This is a genomic window from Pseudomonas sp. NFIX28 (assembly GCF_900107395.1).
GTDB lineage: Bacteria > Pseudomonadota > Gammaproteobacteria > Pseudomonadales > Pseudomonadaceae > Aquipseudomonas.
Window position 1 is genome coordinate 24,764 of sequence record NZ_FNPW01000015.1, and the last position, 18,694, is coordinate 43,457.

The following is an 18,694-nucleotide window of genomic DNA, read 5'->3' on the forward strand; positions in this document are numbered from 1 at the left end:
TCGCCTGCTGGGCAGCTATTCACGCTTGCGGATCGTCGCGCCTGCGGGCCACCGCCTCTTTGATGGCTTGCTCATAGGCGGCGTTGGCCTGGTCCTTGAGCTTGAGCCAATCGTCCCAGTCGATCACGCCATTGCGCAGCAACTCCTCGGCCGCGCTTAACAGCGCCTGATGCCAGGCGTCCGGCGAGCCGGAACGGTAGTCACGGTCTTCCAGCAGGCCCCGCCAGGCGTCCAGTTCCGGTGTCTTGCGTTCATTGACCATGGCAGCCACGGCCTTCGTTCATTGCCGATAAATCGGCGAGTGGGTGGTGGGTTTCTCGGATATGCGCCCTGTCCTGCTCGAGAACGGCCAGGCCGCGACATTGCTCAACGGTCGGCGACCGGATGGAGCTCGAGCGGCATGCCATCGACCAGCGTCAAGGTCAGGTTCTCGATGGTGCCGGCGATCCGGTCCTTGAATACGGGTTCGCCGTCCGGATCCAACTCATCGTAGAAAAAGCGCGTGCCTTCGAGCCAGCCAATGGTCGTTTGCAGGTCCGGCCCAAGGTAATACTTGCCGTCAAGGAAAAACCCGGTAAAGGGCTCCACCCGCTCGCGATTCTCGATGACATAACGTATTCCAGCGTGCATACCTGTCGATTTATCGAGCATGGCGTCGATCTCCCAGCAGATGAATCCGGTAGACCGCGTGGCTTTTTCACTGTTCCTTTTGATTGCCCGCCCGACGCTGACGTCCTTGCTCACGCGTCCTGGCCGCATTGCGCGGCGAATGGGCGACGTCGAATCCGATCTGCAAGTGCCCAGCTAGCGGCCCGGCCAAGGCAATACGGGCTTCAGGTACGGCTTAGAAAGAAGAATGACGATTGGCTCGACATTATTTTTACGCAAAAAAATGGACCTCTTTTCAGAGGTCCATTTTTTAATATTTGGAGCGGGAAACGAGACTCGAACTCGCGACCCCGACCTTGGCAAGGTCGTGCTCTACCAACTGAGCTATTCCCGCGTCTTGGTGGTGTGCATTCTATAGAAATTCGAAACTGCGTCAACCCCTTGATTCAAAAAAGTTTTATTTCTTTTCTACATCGGTCTTCAGGTGCGGCCAGGCAGCGCGCAGGTACTGCAACATCGACCACAGGGTCAGCCCTCCGGCGATCAGCAGCAAGGCATAACCCAACAGCACCCAGAAGGTGAAGGCCGGCGGATTGGCCAGCAGGATCACCAGCGCCAGCATCTGCGCGGCAGTTTTCCATTTGCCCATGTTGGACACCGCCACCTGGGCGCGTGCACCGAGCTCGGCCATCCACTCGCGAAGGGCGGACACCACGATTTCACGCCCGATGATCACCGCTGCCGGCAGGGTCAGCCACAGGTTGCCGTGCTCTTGCACCAGCAGCACCAGGGCCACCGCCACCATCAACTTGTCGGCCACCGGATCGAGGAAGGCCCCGAACGGCGTGCTCTGCTCCAGACGCCGCGCCAGGTAGCCATCGAGCCAGTCGGTGGCCGCGGCGAACGCAAAGACGGAACTGGCGGCCATGTAGCTCCAGTTGTAAGGCAGGTAAAACAGCAAAATGAAGATCGGGATGAGCAGAACGCGTAGAACGGTGATCAGATTAGGGATATTCATCGGCACAACTGGCTACGAGGTGAGTTGGCAATCTACTCGGAAAAGACAGCAGATGAGGTAGGCACGGCCATTCTACGGGCTTCTCGCACAGCGTGTCTAACACTGTTCCAAGACTTCGGGCCGCTCGAAAGAGCAACTTCAGAAGGTCTACACGCGCAAAATAAGACATTCAGTTCTTCTGTAAGTACCGTGTAGATCGGAATCTATCAGCGGTGCCCCGCCAAAAAGGAAGCCTTGAAGCTTCCTTGGGCGCTCCCCTACTCGCTATGCAAGTTTGCATAAATCAGCTCAGCGAGCTTTTTACTGATCCCCGGCGCTTTGGCGATTTCCTCGATACTGGCGCGAGACAGTTCCTGCAACCCACCAAAGTGTTTAAGCAAGTCGCGGCGGCGTTTGGGGCCGACGCCGGCCACGCCTTCCAGCGTCGAGGTGCGGCGGGTCTTGCCGCGACGGGCGCGGTGGCCGGTGATGGCGAAGCGGTGAGCCTCGTCGCGGATCTGCTGGATCAGGTGCAGCGCCGGCGAGTCGCCCTTGAGGGTGAACTCATGGGCGGCATCGTTGAGGTAGAGGGTCTCGAAACCGGCCTTGCGTGTCGCACCCTTGGCCACACCCAGGAGGATCAGGTCAGGCACCGCCAACTCGTTGAGCACGTCGCGGGCCATGGACAGCTGGCCCTTGCCGCCGTCCACCAGCAGGATGTCCGGCAACTTGCCCTCGCCGTCCTTCAGTTTGCTGAAGCGCCGTGTCAGGGCCTGGTGCATCGCCGCATAATCATCGCCGGCGGTGACGCCTTCGATGTTGTAGCGCCGATAGTCGGACTTCAGCGGCCCTTCCGGACCGAACACCACGCAGGACGCCACGGTCGCCTCGCCGCTGGAGTGGCTGATGTCATAGCACTCCAGGCGTTGCGGCGGCTCGTCCAGGTTCAGCACTTCGGCCAGGGCCTCGAAACGCGCCGCCACATGCTGCCGGTTGGCCAGGCGTGCACTCAGCGCCTGTTCGGCGTTGGTCACTGCCAATTGCTGCCAGCGCGCCCGCGTGCCGCGCACCCGGTGGCTGATGCTCAGCTCGCGGCCACGCAGCTCCTGGATCGCCGCGATCAGGGCCGGGAAATCCTCATGGACCACGTTGACGATCAGCTCGCTGGGCAGGTCGCGCTCCGGGCTGCTGAGAAAGTACTGACCGAGGAAGGCCGACATGACTTCGGCCACCTCTTCCTCGATGCCCACCTGGGGAAAGAAATTCTTGCTGCCCAGCACCCGCCCGCCCCGCACGCTGATCAGGTGCACACAGGCGCCGCCCGGGTTGACGAAAGCGGCGACCACGTCGACGTCGCCGCTGCCGCCTTCCATGCTCTGCTGGTCCTGGACCCGTCGCAGCAGGGAAATCTGGTCGCGCAGCTCGGCGGCCTTTTCGAAGTCCAGGGTGCTGGCAGCCTGCTCCATGCCGGCCGACAGTTCGTCGGTCAGGGCATTGCTGCGGCCTTCGAGGAACATCACCGAGTGGCGCACATCCTCGGCGTACACCTCGGCCTCCACCAGGCCGACGCACGGCGCCTTGCAGCGCTTGATCTGATATTGCAGGCACGGCCGGGTGCGGTTCTTGTAGTAGCTGTCCTCGCACTGGCGGACCATGAAGGTCTTTTGCAGCAGGCTTAGGCTCTCGCGAATGGCTCCGGCGCTGGGGTACGGGCCGAAATACTTGCCCTTCTGCTTCTTCGCCCCACGATGGATGCTGAAACGCGGAAACTCGCCGTCCGAGAGAAACACATAGGGATAGGACTTATCGTCGCGCAGCAGGATGTTGTACGGCGGCCGCCATTCCTTGATCAGCGTCTGCTCGAGCAGCAGGGCTTCGGTCTCGTTGGCGGTGATGGTGGTTTCGATCTGCGCGATGCGCCCCACCAGGGCAGCGGTCTTGGGCGCCAGGCCGGTCTTGCGAAAGTAGCTGGCCAGGCGGCTCTTCAGATTCTTGGCTTTACCGACGTACAGCAGACGCGTATCGCTGTCGAACATGCGATACACGCCAGGACGGCCACTGCAGGTGGAAAGAAAAGCACTGGGATCAAACGGGTCGGTCATTGTCAGGCACTGGCATCGACCATGCCGTGGCGAACCGCCAGCAATGTCAGTTCAACATCGCTGCTGATCGAGAGCTTTTCGAAGATGCGGTAACGGTAGGTATTAACGGTTTTCGGAGACAGGCACAGCTTGTCGGAGATGATCTGCACTTTCTGGCAGCCGACAATCATCAGCGCAATCTGGATTTCCCGCTCGGACAAGGCGTCGAACGGTGAATCACTGGAAGGCTGGAATGACTTGAACACCAACTGCTGGGCAATTTGCGGGCTGATGTAACGCTGGCCGGCAAACACCAGGCGAATGGCCTGCACCATTTCATTGAGGCCCGCACCTTTGGTCAGGTAACCCGCCGCACCGGCTTGCAGCAAGCGGGTCGGGAACGGATCTTCTTCACACACGGTGACGGCCACGACTTTGATATCCGGGTGACTGCGCAACAATTTGCGCGTGGCTTCAAGACCGCCGATCCCGGGCATCTTGACGTCCATGAGGACCACATCGGGTTTCAACTCCCGGGCCTTGAGCAGGGATTCCTCCCCTGACTCGGCCTGGCCGACCACTTGCAGGCCATCGATGTCAGCCAGCATTCGTGTAATACCTGTACGAACGAGATCATGGTCATCGACTACTAGCACCCTAATCAAGCAGACACCTCGCGATTTGGTCTTATAGGTTGCCGGACACCTTAGCAAAAAAGCAGCGTGCTGACCTAATGACAAACACCATATAAAAAGCACTTGTTCATCAGGGGTATCCGGTGGATGGTTGATGCGCTGCGAACGCCCTGCCCTAAGGCTCTCGGGCGTCCGCCTTTCTTTTCATGAGGCTGGAAACCGAAAGCTCGGCAAGGGTATGGGTCAGGTGCCGGATCGCGTCCTGATCTTCCTTGTACAAGGCCCGATAACTGACGAGGATTTTCTCTTCGCTCTGGCTGAGGTTCTCAGCCCTGGTCGGGGTCCGCCTGCCGGTCACTATATAAAGGACATCGACCCCTTTTGCCGCCACCCGGGACAAGTAATCCGCCTTGGGCACACGGTCTCCACTTTCATATCTGCCTTGGGCATTGGCTTCCACGCCGCCAACTTCACCAAATTTTTTCTGCGACAACCCCAGGCGTTCCCTTTCCTGTCTCAACCGCGAACCGATTCCACTCATTTGGATGTATGATCCTTTTTTATGCACCCCTAGGGGTGTTACACCCTTCAAGCATTGAACAAATTTGAACGGTTTTGAACTATGCCCGGTATCCGCACTGCCGCACAAGCCAAGGCCTGGCTTGAACATCAAGGTAAATCGGTTCAACAGTTCGCTCGGGAACACGGGGTCGATCCAGCCACCACTTATCAGGTATTGGCTGGCCGCAAGAAAGGACGGCGCGGCGAGGCGCACAAGGTGGCCGTATTGCTGGGCATGAAAGACGGCGTCATCCTGGCCGAACCCGAGGGTCCCGACCAGACGCCCGCCTGATCTTCGAATGCCATCATCCTGCCGGGAAGAATCAACTGGCGGCTACGCCTCCACGGCGCTGCTTCGCTCCATCCGCAGAAAACACTCGTCTTCCCCGACCACTCTCAGCCCCATCCGCCCATAAAGCGCCTGCGCCGGATTGTCCTTGAACACCGTCAGCCGCAGCAGCCCACGCCGCTCGTCATGCGCCATCGCACGCACCTGTTCGATGGTCCAGGCCCCGACGCCTTGCCCGCGCGACGCCTCGAGCACATGCAATTCACGAATGTACAAAGCCTTGGCATCGCGACTCAGGCTGACGAATCCCAGCACCCTGGCGCCCTGGCAGATCAACAGGTTCTGCCGACCGGCCCAGGCCACATCGAAGGCCTCATCCAGCCACAACAGGTCGTGACAAATGTGATAACCCAGCATGGTGCTGCGGGTCAGGTCGCGGGCGAACACCAGATCCTCGTGGCTGCCGGCCGGACGTAGCTGCAGGCCGTTCAAGGCGCGTCAACCGGCAATGACTGGCCGCTCCAGCGCCCGGCATTGCGCCGGGCAATCAGCAGTTCGTCGCCTGTACCGGCCGAAGCCACGATCAGCCCGCCGTCGGCGCCCCAGATCGCGCTACGCCCCGCCGACACCCAGCCACCGGTCGGCCCACCGTGGTTGGCCATCAGCACCAGCATTGCATGCTCGGCGGCATACCCCTGCAACAAGGCACTGTCCGCGGCATAGCCTGCTTCGCCGATCAAAACGCCAGCGGCATAGATGCCGGCACCGGACTGCGCCGCCGCACGCGCGTGGCTGGCCTGGGAGAAGTCGGCGCACACCGCCAGGGCTACCTGGTCTTCGGCGAACCTCAGGTTTGCGCCACCGGTGCCGGGGCTGAATACCCGCTCCTCGCCGGCATGCAGATGCTGCTTGCTGTACACCGCCAGCGAACCATCGGCGGCCAGCACCAGGGCGCCGATCAACAGCGGCCCCTCGGCCGACAGGCGAATGGGCATGCCCACCACCGTTGTCACACCCAGCTCCCGGGCCAGGTCGCGCAACGGTTGCAACAGCGGGCTCTGCGGCAGTATCGCCAGCTCGACCGCCAGCGTGGGCTCATAACCGGTCAGGGACAGCTCGGGAAATACCAGCAATTGCACGCCCTGCTCCGCCGCGACGCGGATAAAGGCCTGGTGCCGGGCGATATTGCCCGGCAGGTCTCCGGCAACGGAAATCGACTGGGCGGCGGCAAGGGTCCGCATGGTCATGGTTCAACCTGAATCGGCATTCGGGAGGGCGTGGCGAGTGTGTCATAAAAAACTCAAAGCGCTTCACTCATAGACAGCGACTGAAAACGCAATAGGATTTTCTGATTGAACCGCGCCCCCGGCCTCTAGTAAGCTCGGCCCACTTCACGGAGAAACAGCATGTCGTCCCTCACCCTTACCATGCATCGTCACACTGCCAGCGCCGCGCGCTCCGGTGCGGCTGCCTGGGTGAAAAACGCCTGCGCTCCGGCGAGCTTTTATTTTGGGTATTGGTTTAGCCACTGGCGCGCCTGATACCCAAACGGCGCCCACTTGAACGGGTCGCCTACCAGAGAAAATCTCACCCCCGGTCGGCCTCCCGACCGGGGGTTTTGTTTTTCTGGGCCGAAGATTTTTAACCGCAATTTTTTAAGCAACACACCGAACTTACCGAGGATTGAACCATGAACTACGCCACCTATTACCGTTACGACACTTGCACCACCTGGCGATTTAGCAGCCTCCGTTCGGGACAGCCTGCCGCCTCCGATCGGTCACCTACTGGTGGCAAACATACCTGCACAGCCAATCCGGCCAATTGTCGAACACCCCAGTAGGGCCGCGCGCGGGAAATCACCCGCCGCCTGCCCAGGAAGCCTTGAACATGAATTCGTCCGTATCCGCCCTGCCGCTGTCCACCCGCAACTGCGCCAATGAATCCCTGACCCAGCGCCTGCCCAGCTCGCTGGAGCTCAAGCAGCAACTGCCGATCAGCCTGGCCCTCGGCCAGCAAGTCGCCGCCCATCGCCAAGCGGTGCGCGCCATCCTCAACGGTGAAGACTCCCGTTTGCTGGTCGTCGTCGGCCCCTGCTCGATCCACGATCCCCAATCCGCCCTGGAATACGCCAGCCACCTGGCCAGCCTGGCCACCGAGCTCAGTGACGAGCTGCTGCTGGTGATGCGTGCCTACGTCGAAAAACCGCGCACCACCGTCGGCTGGAAAGGCCTGGCCTACGACCCGCGCCTGGATGGCAGCGACGACATGGCCGGCGGCCTGACCCTGTCCCGTGAGCTGATGCGGGAAATGCTCCGCCTGGGCCTGCCGATCGCCACCGAGCTGCTGCAACCCATGGCCGCCGGCTATTTCGACGACCTGCTGAGCTGGGTCGCCATCGGCGCGCGCACCACCGAATCGCAGATCCACCGCGAGCTGGCCAGTGGCCTGGGCATGCCTGTGGGCTTCAAGAACGGCACCGACGGCGGCGTCGGCATTGCCTGCGACGCGATGCGCTCGGCGGCGCACCCGCACCGCCACTTCGGCATCGACAGCCAGGGCCATCCGGCGGTGATCCAGACCCCGGGCAACCCCGACACGCACCTGGTGCTGCGCGGCGGCCATCGCGGCCCGAACTACGATCGCCAGAGCGTGGCCCAGGTGCAGCACGACCTGCAGAAGCTGAAGATCCCCGCGCGGATCATGGTCGATTGCAGCCATGCCAACAGCGGCAAGGACCCGTTGCGCCAACCGGCGGTGTTCGACGAGGTCCTGGCGCAGCGCCTGCAAGGCGATTCGTCCCTGGTCGGGGTGATGTTGGAAAGCCATCTGTTCGAAGGCTGCCAGCCCCTGAGCCCGACGCTGCGCTACGGGGTTTCGGTGACGGACGGTTGCCTGGGCTGGGACGCCACCGAACAGCTGCTGCGCAATGCCGCCCGGCAGCTGCACAGTGCCCGCCAGAGCGCTCCGGCCTCCGCCTGACCCCGGCACGTAGGAGCGAGGCTTGCCCGCGATCCAGGCGACGCGAAAGATCAGTTACAGCGCGTCACCGTTCATCGCGGGCAAGCCTCGCTCCTACAGAATAAATGCCATCGACCGGCCATCTCTTGCGGCAACGTCTTGACGGAACTTTGGCGAGAAATAGGTCACACAATCCGGTAGGCTCACCACTTTCTTGAAAGGAGCAACCCCCATGGCCAAAGCCACCGCCCGTCATATCCTCGTTGCCAGCGAAGCCAAGTGCAACGAACTGAAAGCCGAGATCGAAGCCGGCGCCGACTTCGCCGAAGTCGCCAAGAAGCACTCCACCTGCCCATCCAGCCGTGACGGCGGCAACCTCGGCTCGTTCGGCCCAGGCCAGATGGTCAAGGAATTCGACACCGTGGTGTTCAGCGCCCCGGTCAACGTCGTGCAAGGCCCGGTGAAGACCCAGTTCGGCTATCACCTGCTGGAAGTGACCAGCCGCCAGGACTGATCCTGTCGCGATTCGCATGAACGACGGCCCACCCTTTGGTGGGCCGTTGTGTTTGGGCTACGGCCCGCGCTGGTCAGCAGCGCGCCGGTAGCGTACAAATCGTGATCATCGATCACCCGGCTCTTAAGGCTGACAATGCGACTGCTTTTCCCCTCCCTGATCTTCACCACCCTGGCCCTGCTGCTGGGGGCCGCGAGTGCCGGCGCCGCACCGCAACACGCCTTGACCGTCTATGGCGAACCGGCCAAATACCCCGCCGGCTTCAGCCACTTCACCTACACCAACCCACGGGCGCCCAAGGGCGGGAGCATGCGCCGCTCGGCCATCGAGATCGGCCGCTTCGACCATGTATTGCCTTATATCGACAAAGGCATCGGCGTCTCGCAACTCGACGGCTATATCTACTCGCCCCTGGCCCAGCGCTCGCTGGACGAGCCCTACACCGTCTACGGCCTGGTGGCAGAGAAAATGGAGCGCGCCGAGGACGGCCTGTGGCTGCGTTTCTACCTCAACCCCAAGGCCCGCTTCGCCGACGGCCAGCCCATCAGCGCCGAAGACGTGCGCTACACCTACAACTTGCTGATGACCCAGGGCAGCCTGCGCTATCGCACCCAGTTCGCCGACGTCAAAGGTGTCGAAGTCGAGTCGCCGCAGGTCATCCGCTTCGATTTCAAGAGCAACGAAAACCGCACCCTGCCCCTGGATATCGCGACCCTGCCGGTGCTTCCCGAGCACTGGTGGAAGAGTCGCGACTTCGCCGGCGGCGGTGGCTATGAAGCGCCCCTGGGCAGCGGCCCGTACAAGGTGAGCAAGGTCGACAACGGCAACAGCATCACCTTCACCCGCGATGCCGACTGGTGGGGCAAGGACCTGCCGGTCAGCCGCGGCCTGTACAACTTCGACCGCTTCAGCATCGAGTACTTCGGCGACACCGACGTGGCGCGCCAGGTGCTGCGCGGCGGCGCCTACGATTACAACCGCGAGTTCTCCGCCACCGGCTTCTCCATCGGCTACGACGGCCCGGCCCTGGCCGACGGCCGCCTGCAAAAGGCCCACCTGGCCAAGCAGGCGCCGCAATCGGCCCAGGGCTTTGTGTTCAACCTGCAAAAGCCGATGTTCCAGGACCGCCGCGTGCGCCAGGCCCTGGCCATGCTCTGGGACTTCGAGTGGAGCAACCGGCAGATGATGCGCGACATGTATATCCGCCAGCAGAGCTTCTTCTCCAACAGCGCCCTGGCCGCCCGGGCACTGCCGGATGCCGAGGAGCTGAAAATCCTCGAGCCGTTGCGCGGGCAGGTTCCCGACGAAGTCTTCAGCAAGGTCTTCGAAGCGCCGAAAACCGACGGCAGCGGCCTGATCCGCGATAAACAGCTGCAAGCCCTGGCCCTGCTCGAAGCGGCCGGCTGGAAGCCCGACGGCGACCAACTGGTCAATGCCGACGGCGAGCCGCTGCGCTTCACCTTCCTCAACAGCCAGAACGGCATCGAGCGCCTGCTGCTGCCCTACAAGCGCAACCTGGCGCAGATCGGCATCACCCTGGAGATCCGCCGCATCGACGCCTCGCAATACGTCAACCGACTGATGGCCCGCGACTACGACATGATCGTCACCGGCTACCCGGTGACCACCTCGCCGGGGCTGGAGCTGTACAATTACTTCGGCTCGGCGGCGGCCAACGACCCCGGCTCCAGCAACCTGATGGTGCTGAAAAACCCGGCGGTCGACAGCCTGATCACCGGCCTGGTCAAGGCCACCACCCAGCCGCAGATGCTGCGCTACGCCCACGCCCTGGACCGGGTGCTGCAATGGAATTACTACTGGATTCCCAATTACTACCCGCCGGGCACCTCCACCGTGTGGTGGAACCGCTTCGGCATGCCGGCCATTCCCGCCAGCAATGACGAAGCCATCGAAAGCTGGTGGGAAGTCAGCCGCACGCCCCTGACCAACGAACAAATGGCTGCCGAACGCATCCGGCGCGGCAAGCCCGGAGGGCCGCACTGATGCTGGCGTATATCCTGCGGCGCCTGCTGCTGATCATCCCGACCCTGCTGATCATCCTGCTGGTCAACTTCGCCATCGTCCAGGCCGCCCCCGGCGGCCCGGTGGAACAGGCCATCGCCCGCCTGCAAGGCATAGGGGGCGGCGGCAACCTCGGCGGTTCCAGCGACGCCGTCAGCGGCAACTCGCGGGCCAGCCGTGGCCTCGACCCGCAGCTGATCAAGGACATCGAGAAACAGTACGGCTTCGACAAACCGGCCCACGAGCGCCTGTGGCTGATGCTCAAGAGCTACGCGCAGCTGGACTTCGGCAAGAGCTTCTTCCGCGGCGCCACGGTCACCGAGCTGATCCTGCAGAAGATGCCGGTCACCCTTTCCCTCGGCCTCTGGGCGACGCTGATCACCTACCTGGTGTCGATCCCCCTGGGAATCCGCAAGGCGGTGCACCACGGCAGCCATTTCGATATCTGGAGCAGCACCGCGATCATCATCGGCTACGCCATGCCGGCCTTCCTGTTCGCCATGTTCCTGATCGTGATGTTCGCCGGCGGCACCTCGCTGAACTGGTTCCCGGTGCGCGGGCTGGTCTCGGAGAACTTCGAGCAACTGAGCACCGTCGGCAAGATCGCCGACTATTTCTGGCACCTGGTGCTGCCGGTGACCTCCCTGGTGATCGGCGGCTTCGCCACCCTGACCATCCTCACCAAGAACTCGTTCCTCAACGAGATCACCCGCCAGTACGTGGTCACCGCCCGGGCCAAGGGCCTGAGCGAACGCCGGGTGCTCTACGGCCATGTGTTCCGCAACGCCATGCTGCTGGTGGTCTCGGGCATTCCCCAGGCCTTTATCAGCGTGTTCTTCGCCGGCTCCCTGCTGATCGAGGTGATCTTCTCCCTCGACGGCCTCGGGCGCATGAGCTACGAGGCCGCGGTGTCGCGGGACTACCCGGTGGTGTTCGGCTCGCTGTTCATCTTCACCCTGTTCGGCCTGCTGATAAAACTCATCGGCGACCTCTGCTACACCCTGGTCGACCCGCGTATCGACTTCGCCGCGAGGAACGCCTGATGCTCAACCTCTCCCCGCTGGCGCGCCGGCGCTTCGAACGTTTCAAGAAAAACCGCCGTGGCTGGTGGTCGCTGTGGCTGTTTATCGGCCTGTTCGGCCTGACCCTGGGTGGTGAGCTGATCGCCAACGACAAACCGCTGGTGGTCAGCTACCAGGGCTCGCTGTATTTCCCGGTGTTCAAGCGCTACACCGAGCAGGAGTTCGGCGGACAGTTGCCATTCCAGGCCGACTACCGCAGCGACTACGTGCAGCAACTGATCCGCCGGGACGGCGGCTGGCTGCTGTTCCCGCCGATCCCGTTCAGCGAAGACACGCCCAACTACGACCTCAGCCGTCCGGCCCCGAGCCCGCCGAGCGCGGTCAACTGGCTGGGCACCGACGACCAGGCGCGCGACGTGCTGGCCCGGGTGATCTATGGCGCCCGGGTGTCGATCCTGTTCGCCCTGGCGCTGACCTTTATCAGCGCCCTGATCGGCATCGCCGCCGGTGCCCTGCAGGGCTATTACGGCGGCTGGGTCGACCTGCTGGGCCAGCGCTTGCTGGAAGTCTGGTCGGGGCTGCCGGTGCTGTACCTGCTGATTATCCTTTCCGGTTTCGTCGAGCCGAACTTCTGGTGGCTGCTGGGGATCATGGCGCTGTTTTCCTGGCTGGCCCTGGTCGATGTGGTGCGCGCCGAGTTCCTCCGTGGGCGCAACCTGGAATACGTCAAGGCCGCCCGCGCCCTGGGCCTCAACGACCGCAAGGTGATCGTGCGGCACATCCTGCCCAACGCCATGAACGCCACCCTGAGCTACCTGCCGTTCATTCTCACCGGGGCGATCTCCACCCTCACCGCGCTGGACTTCCTCGGCTTCGGCATGCCCGCCGGTAGCGCCTCGCTGGGCGAGCTGATCGGCCAGGGCAAACAGAACCTGCAAGCGCCCTGGCTGGGCCTCACGGCGTTTTTCACCCTGGCGCTGATCCTCTCGCTGCTGGTGTTTATCGGCGAGGCGCTGCGCGATGCCTTCGATCCACGATCTTGAATGAAGCGGCCCCTGAAATGACTGACAACCTGATCGAAATCCGCGACCTCAACGTGGCCTTCAACGGCCAGAAGGTGGTGCGCGACCTGTGCCTGGACATCCGCCCCGGCGAGTGCCTGGCCCTGGTTGGCGAGTCCGGTTCGGGCAAGTCGGTGACCGCCCACTCGATCCTGCAACTGCTGCCCGACTGCGATACCCAGAGCAGCGGCAGCATTCGCTATCGAGGCCAGGAATTGCTCGGCGCCGACGCGCGGACCTTGCAGAAGCTGCGCGGCGACCGCATCGCCATGATCTTCCAGGAGCCGATGACCTCGCTGAACCCGCTGCACAGCATCGAAAAGCAGATCGGCGAAACCCTGCTGCTGCACAAAGGGCTGGGTGGCAAGGCGGCCCAGGCGCGGATCCTCGAGCTGCTGCGCCTGGTGGGCATCCAGAAACCCGAGGAACGGCTCAAGGCCTATCCGCACCAGCTTTCCGGCGGCCAGCGCCAGCGGGTGATGATCGCCATGGCCCTGGCCTGCGAGCCGGAACTGCTGATCGCCGACGAACCCACCACCGCCCTCGACGTGACGGTGCAGCGCAAGATCCTGCTGTTGCTCAAGTCCTTGCAACAGCGCCTGGGCATGTCGCTGCTGCTGATCAGCCACGACCTCAACCTGGTGCGCAGCATCGCCCAGCGCGTGTGCGTGATGAAGGCCGGGCAGATTGTCGAGCAGGCGCCCTGCGAAACCCTGTTCACTGCGCCTAAACATCCCTACAGCTGCGTGCTGCTCAACGCCGAGCCCGAAGGCGAAGCCCTACCCCGGGACGAGCGCGAAGTGGTGCTGCAGGTGGACGACCTCAACGTGCAGTTCCAGATCGGCGGCGGGCTGTTCCGCCGCAAGCAATACCTGCGGGCGGTCGACGGCATCAGCCTGAGCCTGCAGCGCGGCAAGACCCTGGGCATCGTCGGCGAGTCCGGCTCGGGCAAGTCGACCCTTGGCCAGGCGATCCTGCGTTTGCTCGACTCCGAAGGCAGCATCCGCTTCCAGGGCGAGGCGCTCGACGGCCTCAACCAGAAGCAGTTGCGGCCCTGGCGCAAACAGATGCAGGTGGTGTTCCAGGACCCGTTCGGCAGCCTCAGCCCACGGATGTCGGTGCAACAGATCATCAGCGAAGGGCTGGAGGTGCACAGCCAGTCCACCGCCCAGCAATGCGAGCAGCAGGTGATCCAGGTGCTGGAGGAAGTCGGCCTCGACCCGGCCAGCCGCCACCGCTACCCCCACGAGTTCTCCGGTGGCCAGCGCCAGCGCATCGCCATTGCCCGTGCCCTGGTGCTCAAGCCGGCGCTGATTTTGCTGGACGAACCGACCTCGGCCCTCGACCGCACCGTGCAGAAACAGGTGGTGGCGCTGCTGCGCCAGCTCCAGGAACGCCACGGCCTGACCTACCTGTTTATCAGCCACGACCTGGCCGTGGTCCGCGCCCTGGCCCACGACATGCTCGTGATCAAGGACGGCAAAGTGGTCGAACGCGGCCCCAGCCACGAAGTGTTCGAAGCGCCGCAGCATCCCTACACCCGCGAACTGCTGGCCGCCGCCCACCCCGCCTGACCCCAACCGTAGGAGCGAGGCTTGCCCGCGATTCAGACATCGCGGTATTGCAGGCCCACCGCGTCAAGCCTATCGCGGGCAAGCCTCGCTCCTACAGAATCCCACCTGTAGCCGCTGCCGCAGGCTGCGATCGACCGGAACGGTCGTGGCGATATCACTGACGCCGGAAGACCCTGCGGGTCTTATCGCAGCCTGCCGCAGCGGCTACAAGGCAAGAGCCAGCCGTGAGGATTCCCGGCATAATCGGCGCCGCGCTCCCTCAAGGACCTAGCCCATGAACGACACCGAAAGCCTCAAGGATTACCAGCGGGTCCGCCAACTGGCGATCCGTTCGCTGTTCGAGATCATCGAGCAATCCAGCGAGGGCACGGTGATCGTCGACCGCGACGCCAATATCGTCTGGATGAACGAGCGCTATGCCCGGCGCTTTGGCCTGGAGTCGGCGGCGTTCGCCATCGGCAAGGCCTGCGAAAGCGTGATCCCCGGCAGCCTGTTGCGCGAAGTGGTGCGCACCGGGCGGCCGATCCTGCTGGACATGCAAGACACCCCCAAGGACCCGCTGGTGGTGATGCGCCTGCCGATCCACGACGACGCCGGGGCGGTAATCGGCGCCATCGGCTTTGCCCTGTTCGACGAGCTGCGCAGCCTGTCGCCGATGCTCAAGCGCTACCTGAGCATGCAGGAAGAGCTTGCTTCCACGCGCTCGCTGCTGCGGGCGCGGCAGGCCAAATACAACTTCGCCCACTTCATCGGCACCAGCGCCGCCAGCCTGGAGGTCAAACGCCGTGCCCGACGTAGCGCCAGCGCCGACTCGCCGGTGCTGCTGCAAGGCGAGACCGGCACCGGCAAGGAGCTGCTGGCCCAGGCCATCCACGCCTCGTCGCCACGGGCGCACAAGGCCTTTGTCAGCATCAACAGCGCGGCGATTCCGGAAGCCCTGCTGGAAGCCGAGTTCTTCGGCACCGCCCCCGGCGCCTTCACCGGCGCCGACCGCAAGGGCCGCGCCGGCAAACTGCAAATCGCCCAGGGCGGCACGCTGTTCCTCGACGAGATCGGCGACATGCCCCTACCCCTGCAAAGCAAGCTGCTGCGGGTGCTGCAAGAAAAAGAGTTCGAGCCGGTGGGCTCCAACGAGGTGATCCAGAGCGACGTGCGGGTAATCGCCGCCACCTCCACCAACCTCGAGGCGGCGATCAAGCGCGGCGAATTCCGCGCCGACCTGTATTACCGCCTCAACGTGCTGCCGATCCAGGTGCCGCCGCTGCGCGAACGCCTGGACGACCTGCCGGCGCTCAGCGAAGCCATTCTCGAAGAACTGCGCAGCCAGCACGAACTGGCCCCCGACGCCCTGGCCCTGCTCGGCCAGCACACCTGGCCGGGCAATATCCGCGAGCTGCGCAACGTCCTGGAACGCGCCGCCCTGCTCAGCGACGACCTGATGCTCAATGCCAGCGACCTGCGCGCGGCCATCGGCACCTTCAGCCCGGTGCCGCGCGCGGCCAGTGCCCAGGTCGTCGAGGTGCAAGCCAACGAAACCTTCGCCGCCGCGCGGGAGCGTTTCGACCGCCAGTTGATCGAGGCGACCCTGGCGCAATGCCGCGGCAAAGTGGTGGATGCCGCGGCACGCCTGGGGCTGGGGCGCTCGACTTTGTACAAGAAAATGGCGGCGCTGGGGATCGAAGAGTCTCAATAAAGAGACACGAATCCCCATACAGAGAAAGGCCCAGCGCTACGCGCTGATCGCGGGCAAGCCTCGCTCCTACAGACTCGTAGGAGCGAGGCTTGCCCGCGATAACGCCCTCCCAACCAACAAAAGTCTCAAAACAGAGACAAAACTCTATCTCCACTCTCCAGACCCATAAAAATATCGTTATTTATCAAACACTTACGTATATGGCACAAAACTCGCTATAGCCCCTCCCACACCCGCAACACCCTACAAAAATAACAATCCTGGAGAGACACACCATGAGTGTGATCATTGCCCTAGCAGCCCTCGCGCTGCTGATGTTGGCTGCTTACCGTGGCTACAGCGTTATTCTCTTTGCCCCCATCGCCGCCCTCGGCGCCGTCCTGCTCACCGACCCGTCCGCCGTGGCTCCAGCCTTCACCGGCGTGTTCATGGAGAAAATGGTCGGCTTCATCAAACTCTACTTCCCGGTGTTCCTGCTCGGCGCGGTGTTCGGCAAGCTGATCGAGTTGTCGGGCTTCTCCCGCTCGATCGTCGCGGCGGCCATCCGCCTGCTCGGCACCCGCCAGGCGATGCTGGTAATCGTGCTGGTCTGCGCCCTGCTGACCTACGGCGGCGTGTCGCTGTTCGTGGTGGTGTTCGCGGTCTATCCGTTCGCCGCGGAAATGTTCCGCCAGAGCAATATCCCCAAGCGGCTGATCCCGGCGACCATCGCCCTCGGCGCGTTCTCCTTCACCATGGACGCCCTGCCCGGCACGCCGCAGATCCAGAACATCATCCCCAGCACCTTCTTCAACACTACCGCCTGGGCCGCGCCCTGGCTGGGGGTGATCGGCACCGTCTTCGTGTTCTGCGCCGGCATGCTGTTTCTCCAGCACCAGCGCAACAAGGCGCACAAAGCCGGTGAAGGCTACGGCAGCGACCTGCGCAACGAGCCGGAAACCGCCGCCGACATCCAGCTGCCCAACCCCTGGATCGCCCTGTCGCCGCTGCTGCTGGTGGGCCTGATGAACCTGCTGTTCACCCACTGGATTCCGCAGTGGTACGGCAAGACCCACAGCCTGGCCCTGGCCGGCATGGCCGCTCCGGTGCAGACCGACGTCGCCAAGCTCACCGCCATCTGGGCGGTCCAGGCCGCCCTGCTGGTGGGCATCATCATGGTCCTGGTGTTCGGCTTCTCGGCCATTCGCGGCAGGCTCGCCGAGGGCAGCAAGAGCGCGGTCAGCGGCGCCCTGCTGGCGGCGATGAACACCGCTTCGGAATACGGCTTCGGCGCGGTGATCGCCTCCTTGCCGGGCTTCCTGGTGCTGTCGGACTGGCTGAAGAGCATCCCCAACCCGCTGGTCAACGAAGCCATCACCGTGACCCTGCTGGCCGGCATCACCGGCTCCGCCTCGGGCGGCATGAGCATCGCCCTGGCGGCCATGTCCGAGACTTTCATCAGCGCCGCCCACGCCGCCAACATCCCGCTGGAAGTGCTGCACCGCGTGGCCGCCATGGCCAGCGGCGGCATGGACACCCTGCCGCACAACGGCGCGGTGATCACCCTGCTGGCGGTCACCGGCCTGACCCACCGCCAGGCCTACAAGGACATTTTCTGCATTACGCTGATCAAGACCCTGGCCGTTTTCGTCGTGATCGCCACTTTCTACGCCACCGGCATTGTGTGAGGTATTCATGAGCAATCTTGCGGGCAAGACCGCCCTCGTCACCGGCTCCACCAGCGGCATCGGCCTGGGAATCGCCCTGAGCCTGGCCAAGGCCGGCGCCAACCTGATCCTCAACGGCTTCGGCGATGCCTCGACGGTGCTCGCCGAGGTCGCGCAACTCAATAAAGACAGCGGCGGCAAGGTCGGCCACCACCCGGCCGACGTCAGCGACCCGGCGCAGATCGCCGACATGCTGGCCTACGCCGAGCGCGAGTTCGGCGGCGTCGACATCCTGGTCAACAACGCCGGCATCCAGCATGTGGCGGCGGTCGAGGAATTCCCGGTGGAGCGCTGGGACTCGATCATCGCCATCAACCTGTCGTCGGTGTTCCACAGCACCCGCCTGAGCCTGCCCGGCATGCGCGCCAAGGGCTGGGGGCGGATCGTCAACATCGCTTCGGTGCATGGCCAGGTCGGCTCGGTGGGCAAGGCCGCCTATGTGGCGGCCAAGCACGGGGTGATCGGCCTGACCAAGGTGGTCGGCCTGGAAACCGCCACCAGCAACGTCACCTGCAACGCCATCTGCCCGGGCTGGGTCCTGACCCCGCTGGTGCAAAAACAGATCGACGACCGCATCGCCGCGGGGGTCGACCCGCAACAGGCGCAGCACGACCTGCTGGCGGAAAAACAACCGTCGCTGGAGTTCGTCACGCCTTCGCAGCTGGGCGAGTTGGTCCTATTCTTGTGCAGTGAGGCCGGCAGCCAGGTGCGAGGCGCGGCCTGGAATATCGACGGCGGCTGGCTGGCGCAGTAAACCGCTGTCGCCGCTGCCGCAGGCTGCGATCGGCTCCGCAGGAGACGTGCTCTTCAGGGCCCCGGAAGGCGCTGCGCGCCTTATCGCAGCCTTCGGCAGCGGCTACAGGGAGCTTCGTGCGGCATGGATATCGTCGGTGGCTGGCATGTGTAGCCGCTGCCGCAGGCTGCGATCGGCTCCGCAGGAGACGTGCTCTCGAGGCCCCGGAAGGCGCT

The 18,694-nt window shown here is 63.6% G+C and carries 17 protein-coding genes, 1 tRNA gene and 1 pseudogene; 10 read left to right on the forward strand and 9 right to left on the reverse strand.

What is annotated here, in order from left to right:
* Positions 1-19: 19 nt before the first annotated feature.
* The 7 genes and pseudogenes from BLV20_RS24420 to BLV20_RS24450 form a co-directional block, all read right to left on the reverse strand.
* Positions 20-271 (reverse strand): hypothetical protein, encoded by a 252-nt coding sequence (locus BLV20_RS24420; RefSeq protein WP_371914337.1) that lies wholly within the window; start codon positions 269-271, stop codon positions 20-22.
* A gap of 107 nt (positions 272-378) precedes the next feature.
* A pseudogene (locus BLV20_RS24425) lies at positions 379-651 on the reverse strand (hypothetical protein); the annotation flags it as partial.
* Between the two features lie 276 nt (positions 652-927).
* Positions 928-1,003, reverse strand: a tRNA-Gly gene (locus tag BLV20_RS24430).
* A 63-nt stretch (positions 1,004-1,066) separates the two neighbouring features.
* Positions 1,067-1,627: a CDP-diacylglycerol--glycerol-3-phosphate 3-phosphatidyltransferase gene (gene pgsA, locus BLV20_RS24435; RefSeq protein WP_009049612.1), complete on the reverse strand. Its 561-nt coding sequence runs from the start codon at positions 1,625-1,627 to the stop codon at positions 1,067-1,069.
* A 257-nt stretch (positions 1,628-1,884) separates the two neighbouring features.
* A complete protein-coding gene (gene uvrC, locus BLV20_RS24440; protein WP_092304998.1) occupies positions 1,885-3,708 on the reverse strand; it encodes an excinuclease ABC subunit UvrC in 1,824 nt (607 codons plus the stop codon).
* A 2-nt stretch (positions 3,709-3,710) separates the two neighbouring features.
* The gene (gene uvrY, locus BLV20_RS24445) at positions 3,711-4,352 is read right to left on the reverse strand and encodes a response regulator transcription factor GacA (RefSeq protein ID WP_020295157.1); all 642 of its coding nucleotides are present in this window, start codon (positions 4,350-4,352) and stop codon (positions 3,711-3,713) included.
* Between the two features lie 145 nt (positions 4,353-4,497).
* Positions 4,498-4,863, reverse strand: coding sequence for a helix-turn-helix domain-containing protein (locus BLV20_RS24450; protein WP_092304999.1), 366 nt, complete (start codon positions 4,861-4,863; stop codon positions 4,498-4,500).
* 81 nt (positions 4,864-4,944) lie between these two features.
* On the opposite strand from BLV20_RS24450, the gene BLV20_RS24455 reads away from it, so the two are divergent.
* Complete coding sequence (locus BLV20_RS24455) at positions 4,945-5,175, forward strand: DNA-binding protein (RefSeq protein WP_092305000.1); 231 nt, start codon at positions 4,945-4,947, stop codon at positions 5,173-5,175.
* Between the two features lie 42 nt (positions 5,176-5,217).
* Here the strand turns inward: BLV20_RS24455 and BLV20_RS24460 are convergent, their stop codons facing one another.
* Positions 5,218-5,664, reverse strand: coding sequence for a GNAT family N-acetyltransferase (locus tag BLV20_RS24460; protein ID WP_092305001.1), 447 nt, complete (start codon positions 5,662-5,664; stop codon positions 5,218-5,220).
* Entirely contained in the window at positions 5,661-6,419 is a 759-nt protein-coding gene (locus BLV20_RS24465) for a carbon-nitrogen hydrolase family protein (RefSeq protein WP_092305002.1), read from the reverse strand. The genes BLV20_RS24460 and BLV20_RS24465 overlap by 4 nt, the downstream gene beginning before the upstream one ends.
* Before the next feature lie 643 nt (positions 6,420-7,062).
* Here BLV20_RS24465 and BLV20_RS24470 point away from each other — a divergent pair.
* The 9 genes from BLV20_RS24470 to BLV20_RS24510 all read left to right on the forward strand — a co-directional run bounded on the left by BLV20_RS24470 (position 7,063) and on the right by BLV20_RS24510 (position 18,479).
* The gene (locus BLV20_RS24470; RefSeq protein WP_092305003.1) at positions 7,063-8,154 is read left to right on the forward strand and encodes a 3-deoxy-7-phosphoheptulonate synthase; all 1,092 of its coding nucleotides are present in this window, start codon (positions 7,063-7,065) and stop codon (positions 8,152-8,154) included.
* A gap of 211 nt (positions 8,155-8,365) precedes the next feature.
* Positions 8,366-8,647, forward strand: coding sequence for a peptidylprolyl isomerase (locus BLV20_RS24475; protein WP_092305004.1), 282 nt, complete (start codon positions 8,366-8,368; stop codon positions 8,645-8,647).
* Positions 8,648-8,782: 135 nt separating this feature from the next.
* On the forward strand, positions 8,783-10,651 hold the full coding sequence (locus BLV20_RS24480; protein ID WP_092305005.1) for an extracellular solute-binding protein: 1,869 nt from the start codon (positions 8,783-8,785) through the stop codon (positions 10,649-10,651).
* Complete coding sequence (locus BLV20_RS24485) at positions 10,651-11,712, forward strand: microcin C ABC transporter permease YejB (RefSeq protein WP_092305006.1); 1,062 nt, start codon at positions 10,651-10,653, stop codon at positions 11,710-11,712. Before BLV20_RS24480 ends, BLV20_RS24485 begins: the two co-directional genes overlap by 1 nt.
* Entirely contained in the window at positions 11,712-12,734 is a 1,023-nt protein-coding gene (locus BLV20_RS24490) for an ABC transporter permease (RefSeq protein WP_092305007.1), read from the forward strand. The genes BLV20_RS24485 and BLV20_RS24490 overlap by 1 nt, the downstream gene beginning before the upstream one ends.
* Positions 12,735-12,751: 17 nt before the next feature.
* Positions 12,752-14,326: an ABC transporter ATP-binding protein gene (locus BLV20_RS24495; RefSeq protein ID WP_092305008.1), complete on the forward strand. Its 1,575-nt coding sequence runs from the start codon at positions 12,752-12,754 to the stop codon at positions 14,324-14,326.
* Positions 14,327-14,600: 274 nt separating this feature from the next.
* On the forward strand, positions 14,601-16,019 hold the full coding sequence (locus tag BLV20_RS24500; protein WP_092305009.1) for a sigma-54 interaction domain-containing protein: 1,419 nt from the start codon (positions 14,601-14,603) through the stop codon (positions 16,017-16,019).
* Positions 16,020-16,294: 275 nt separating this feature from the next.
* Positions 16,295-17,686: a GntP family permease gene (locus BLV20_RS24505; protein ID WP_092305010.1), complete on the forward strand. Its 1,392-nt coding sequence runs from the start codon at positions 16,295-16,297 to the stop codon at positions 17,684-17,686.
* A 7-nt stretch (positions 17,687-17,693) separates the two neighbouring features.
* Positions 17,694-18,479, forward strand: a complete 786-nt coding sequence (locus BLV20_RS24510; RefSeq protein ID WP_092305011.1) for a 3-hydroxybutyrate dehydrogenase — start codon at positions 17,694-17,696, stop codon at positions 18,477-18,479.
* Positions 18,480-18,694 lie beyond the last annotated feature (215 nt).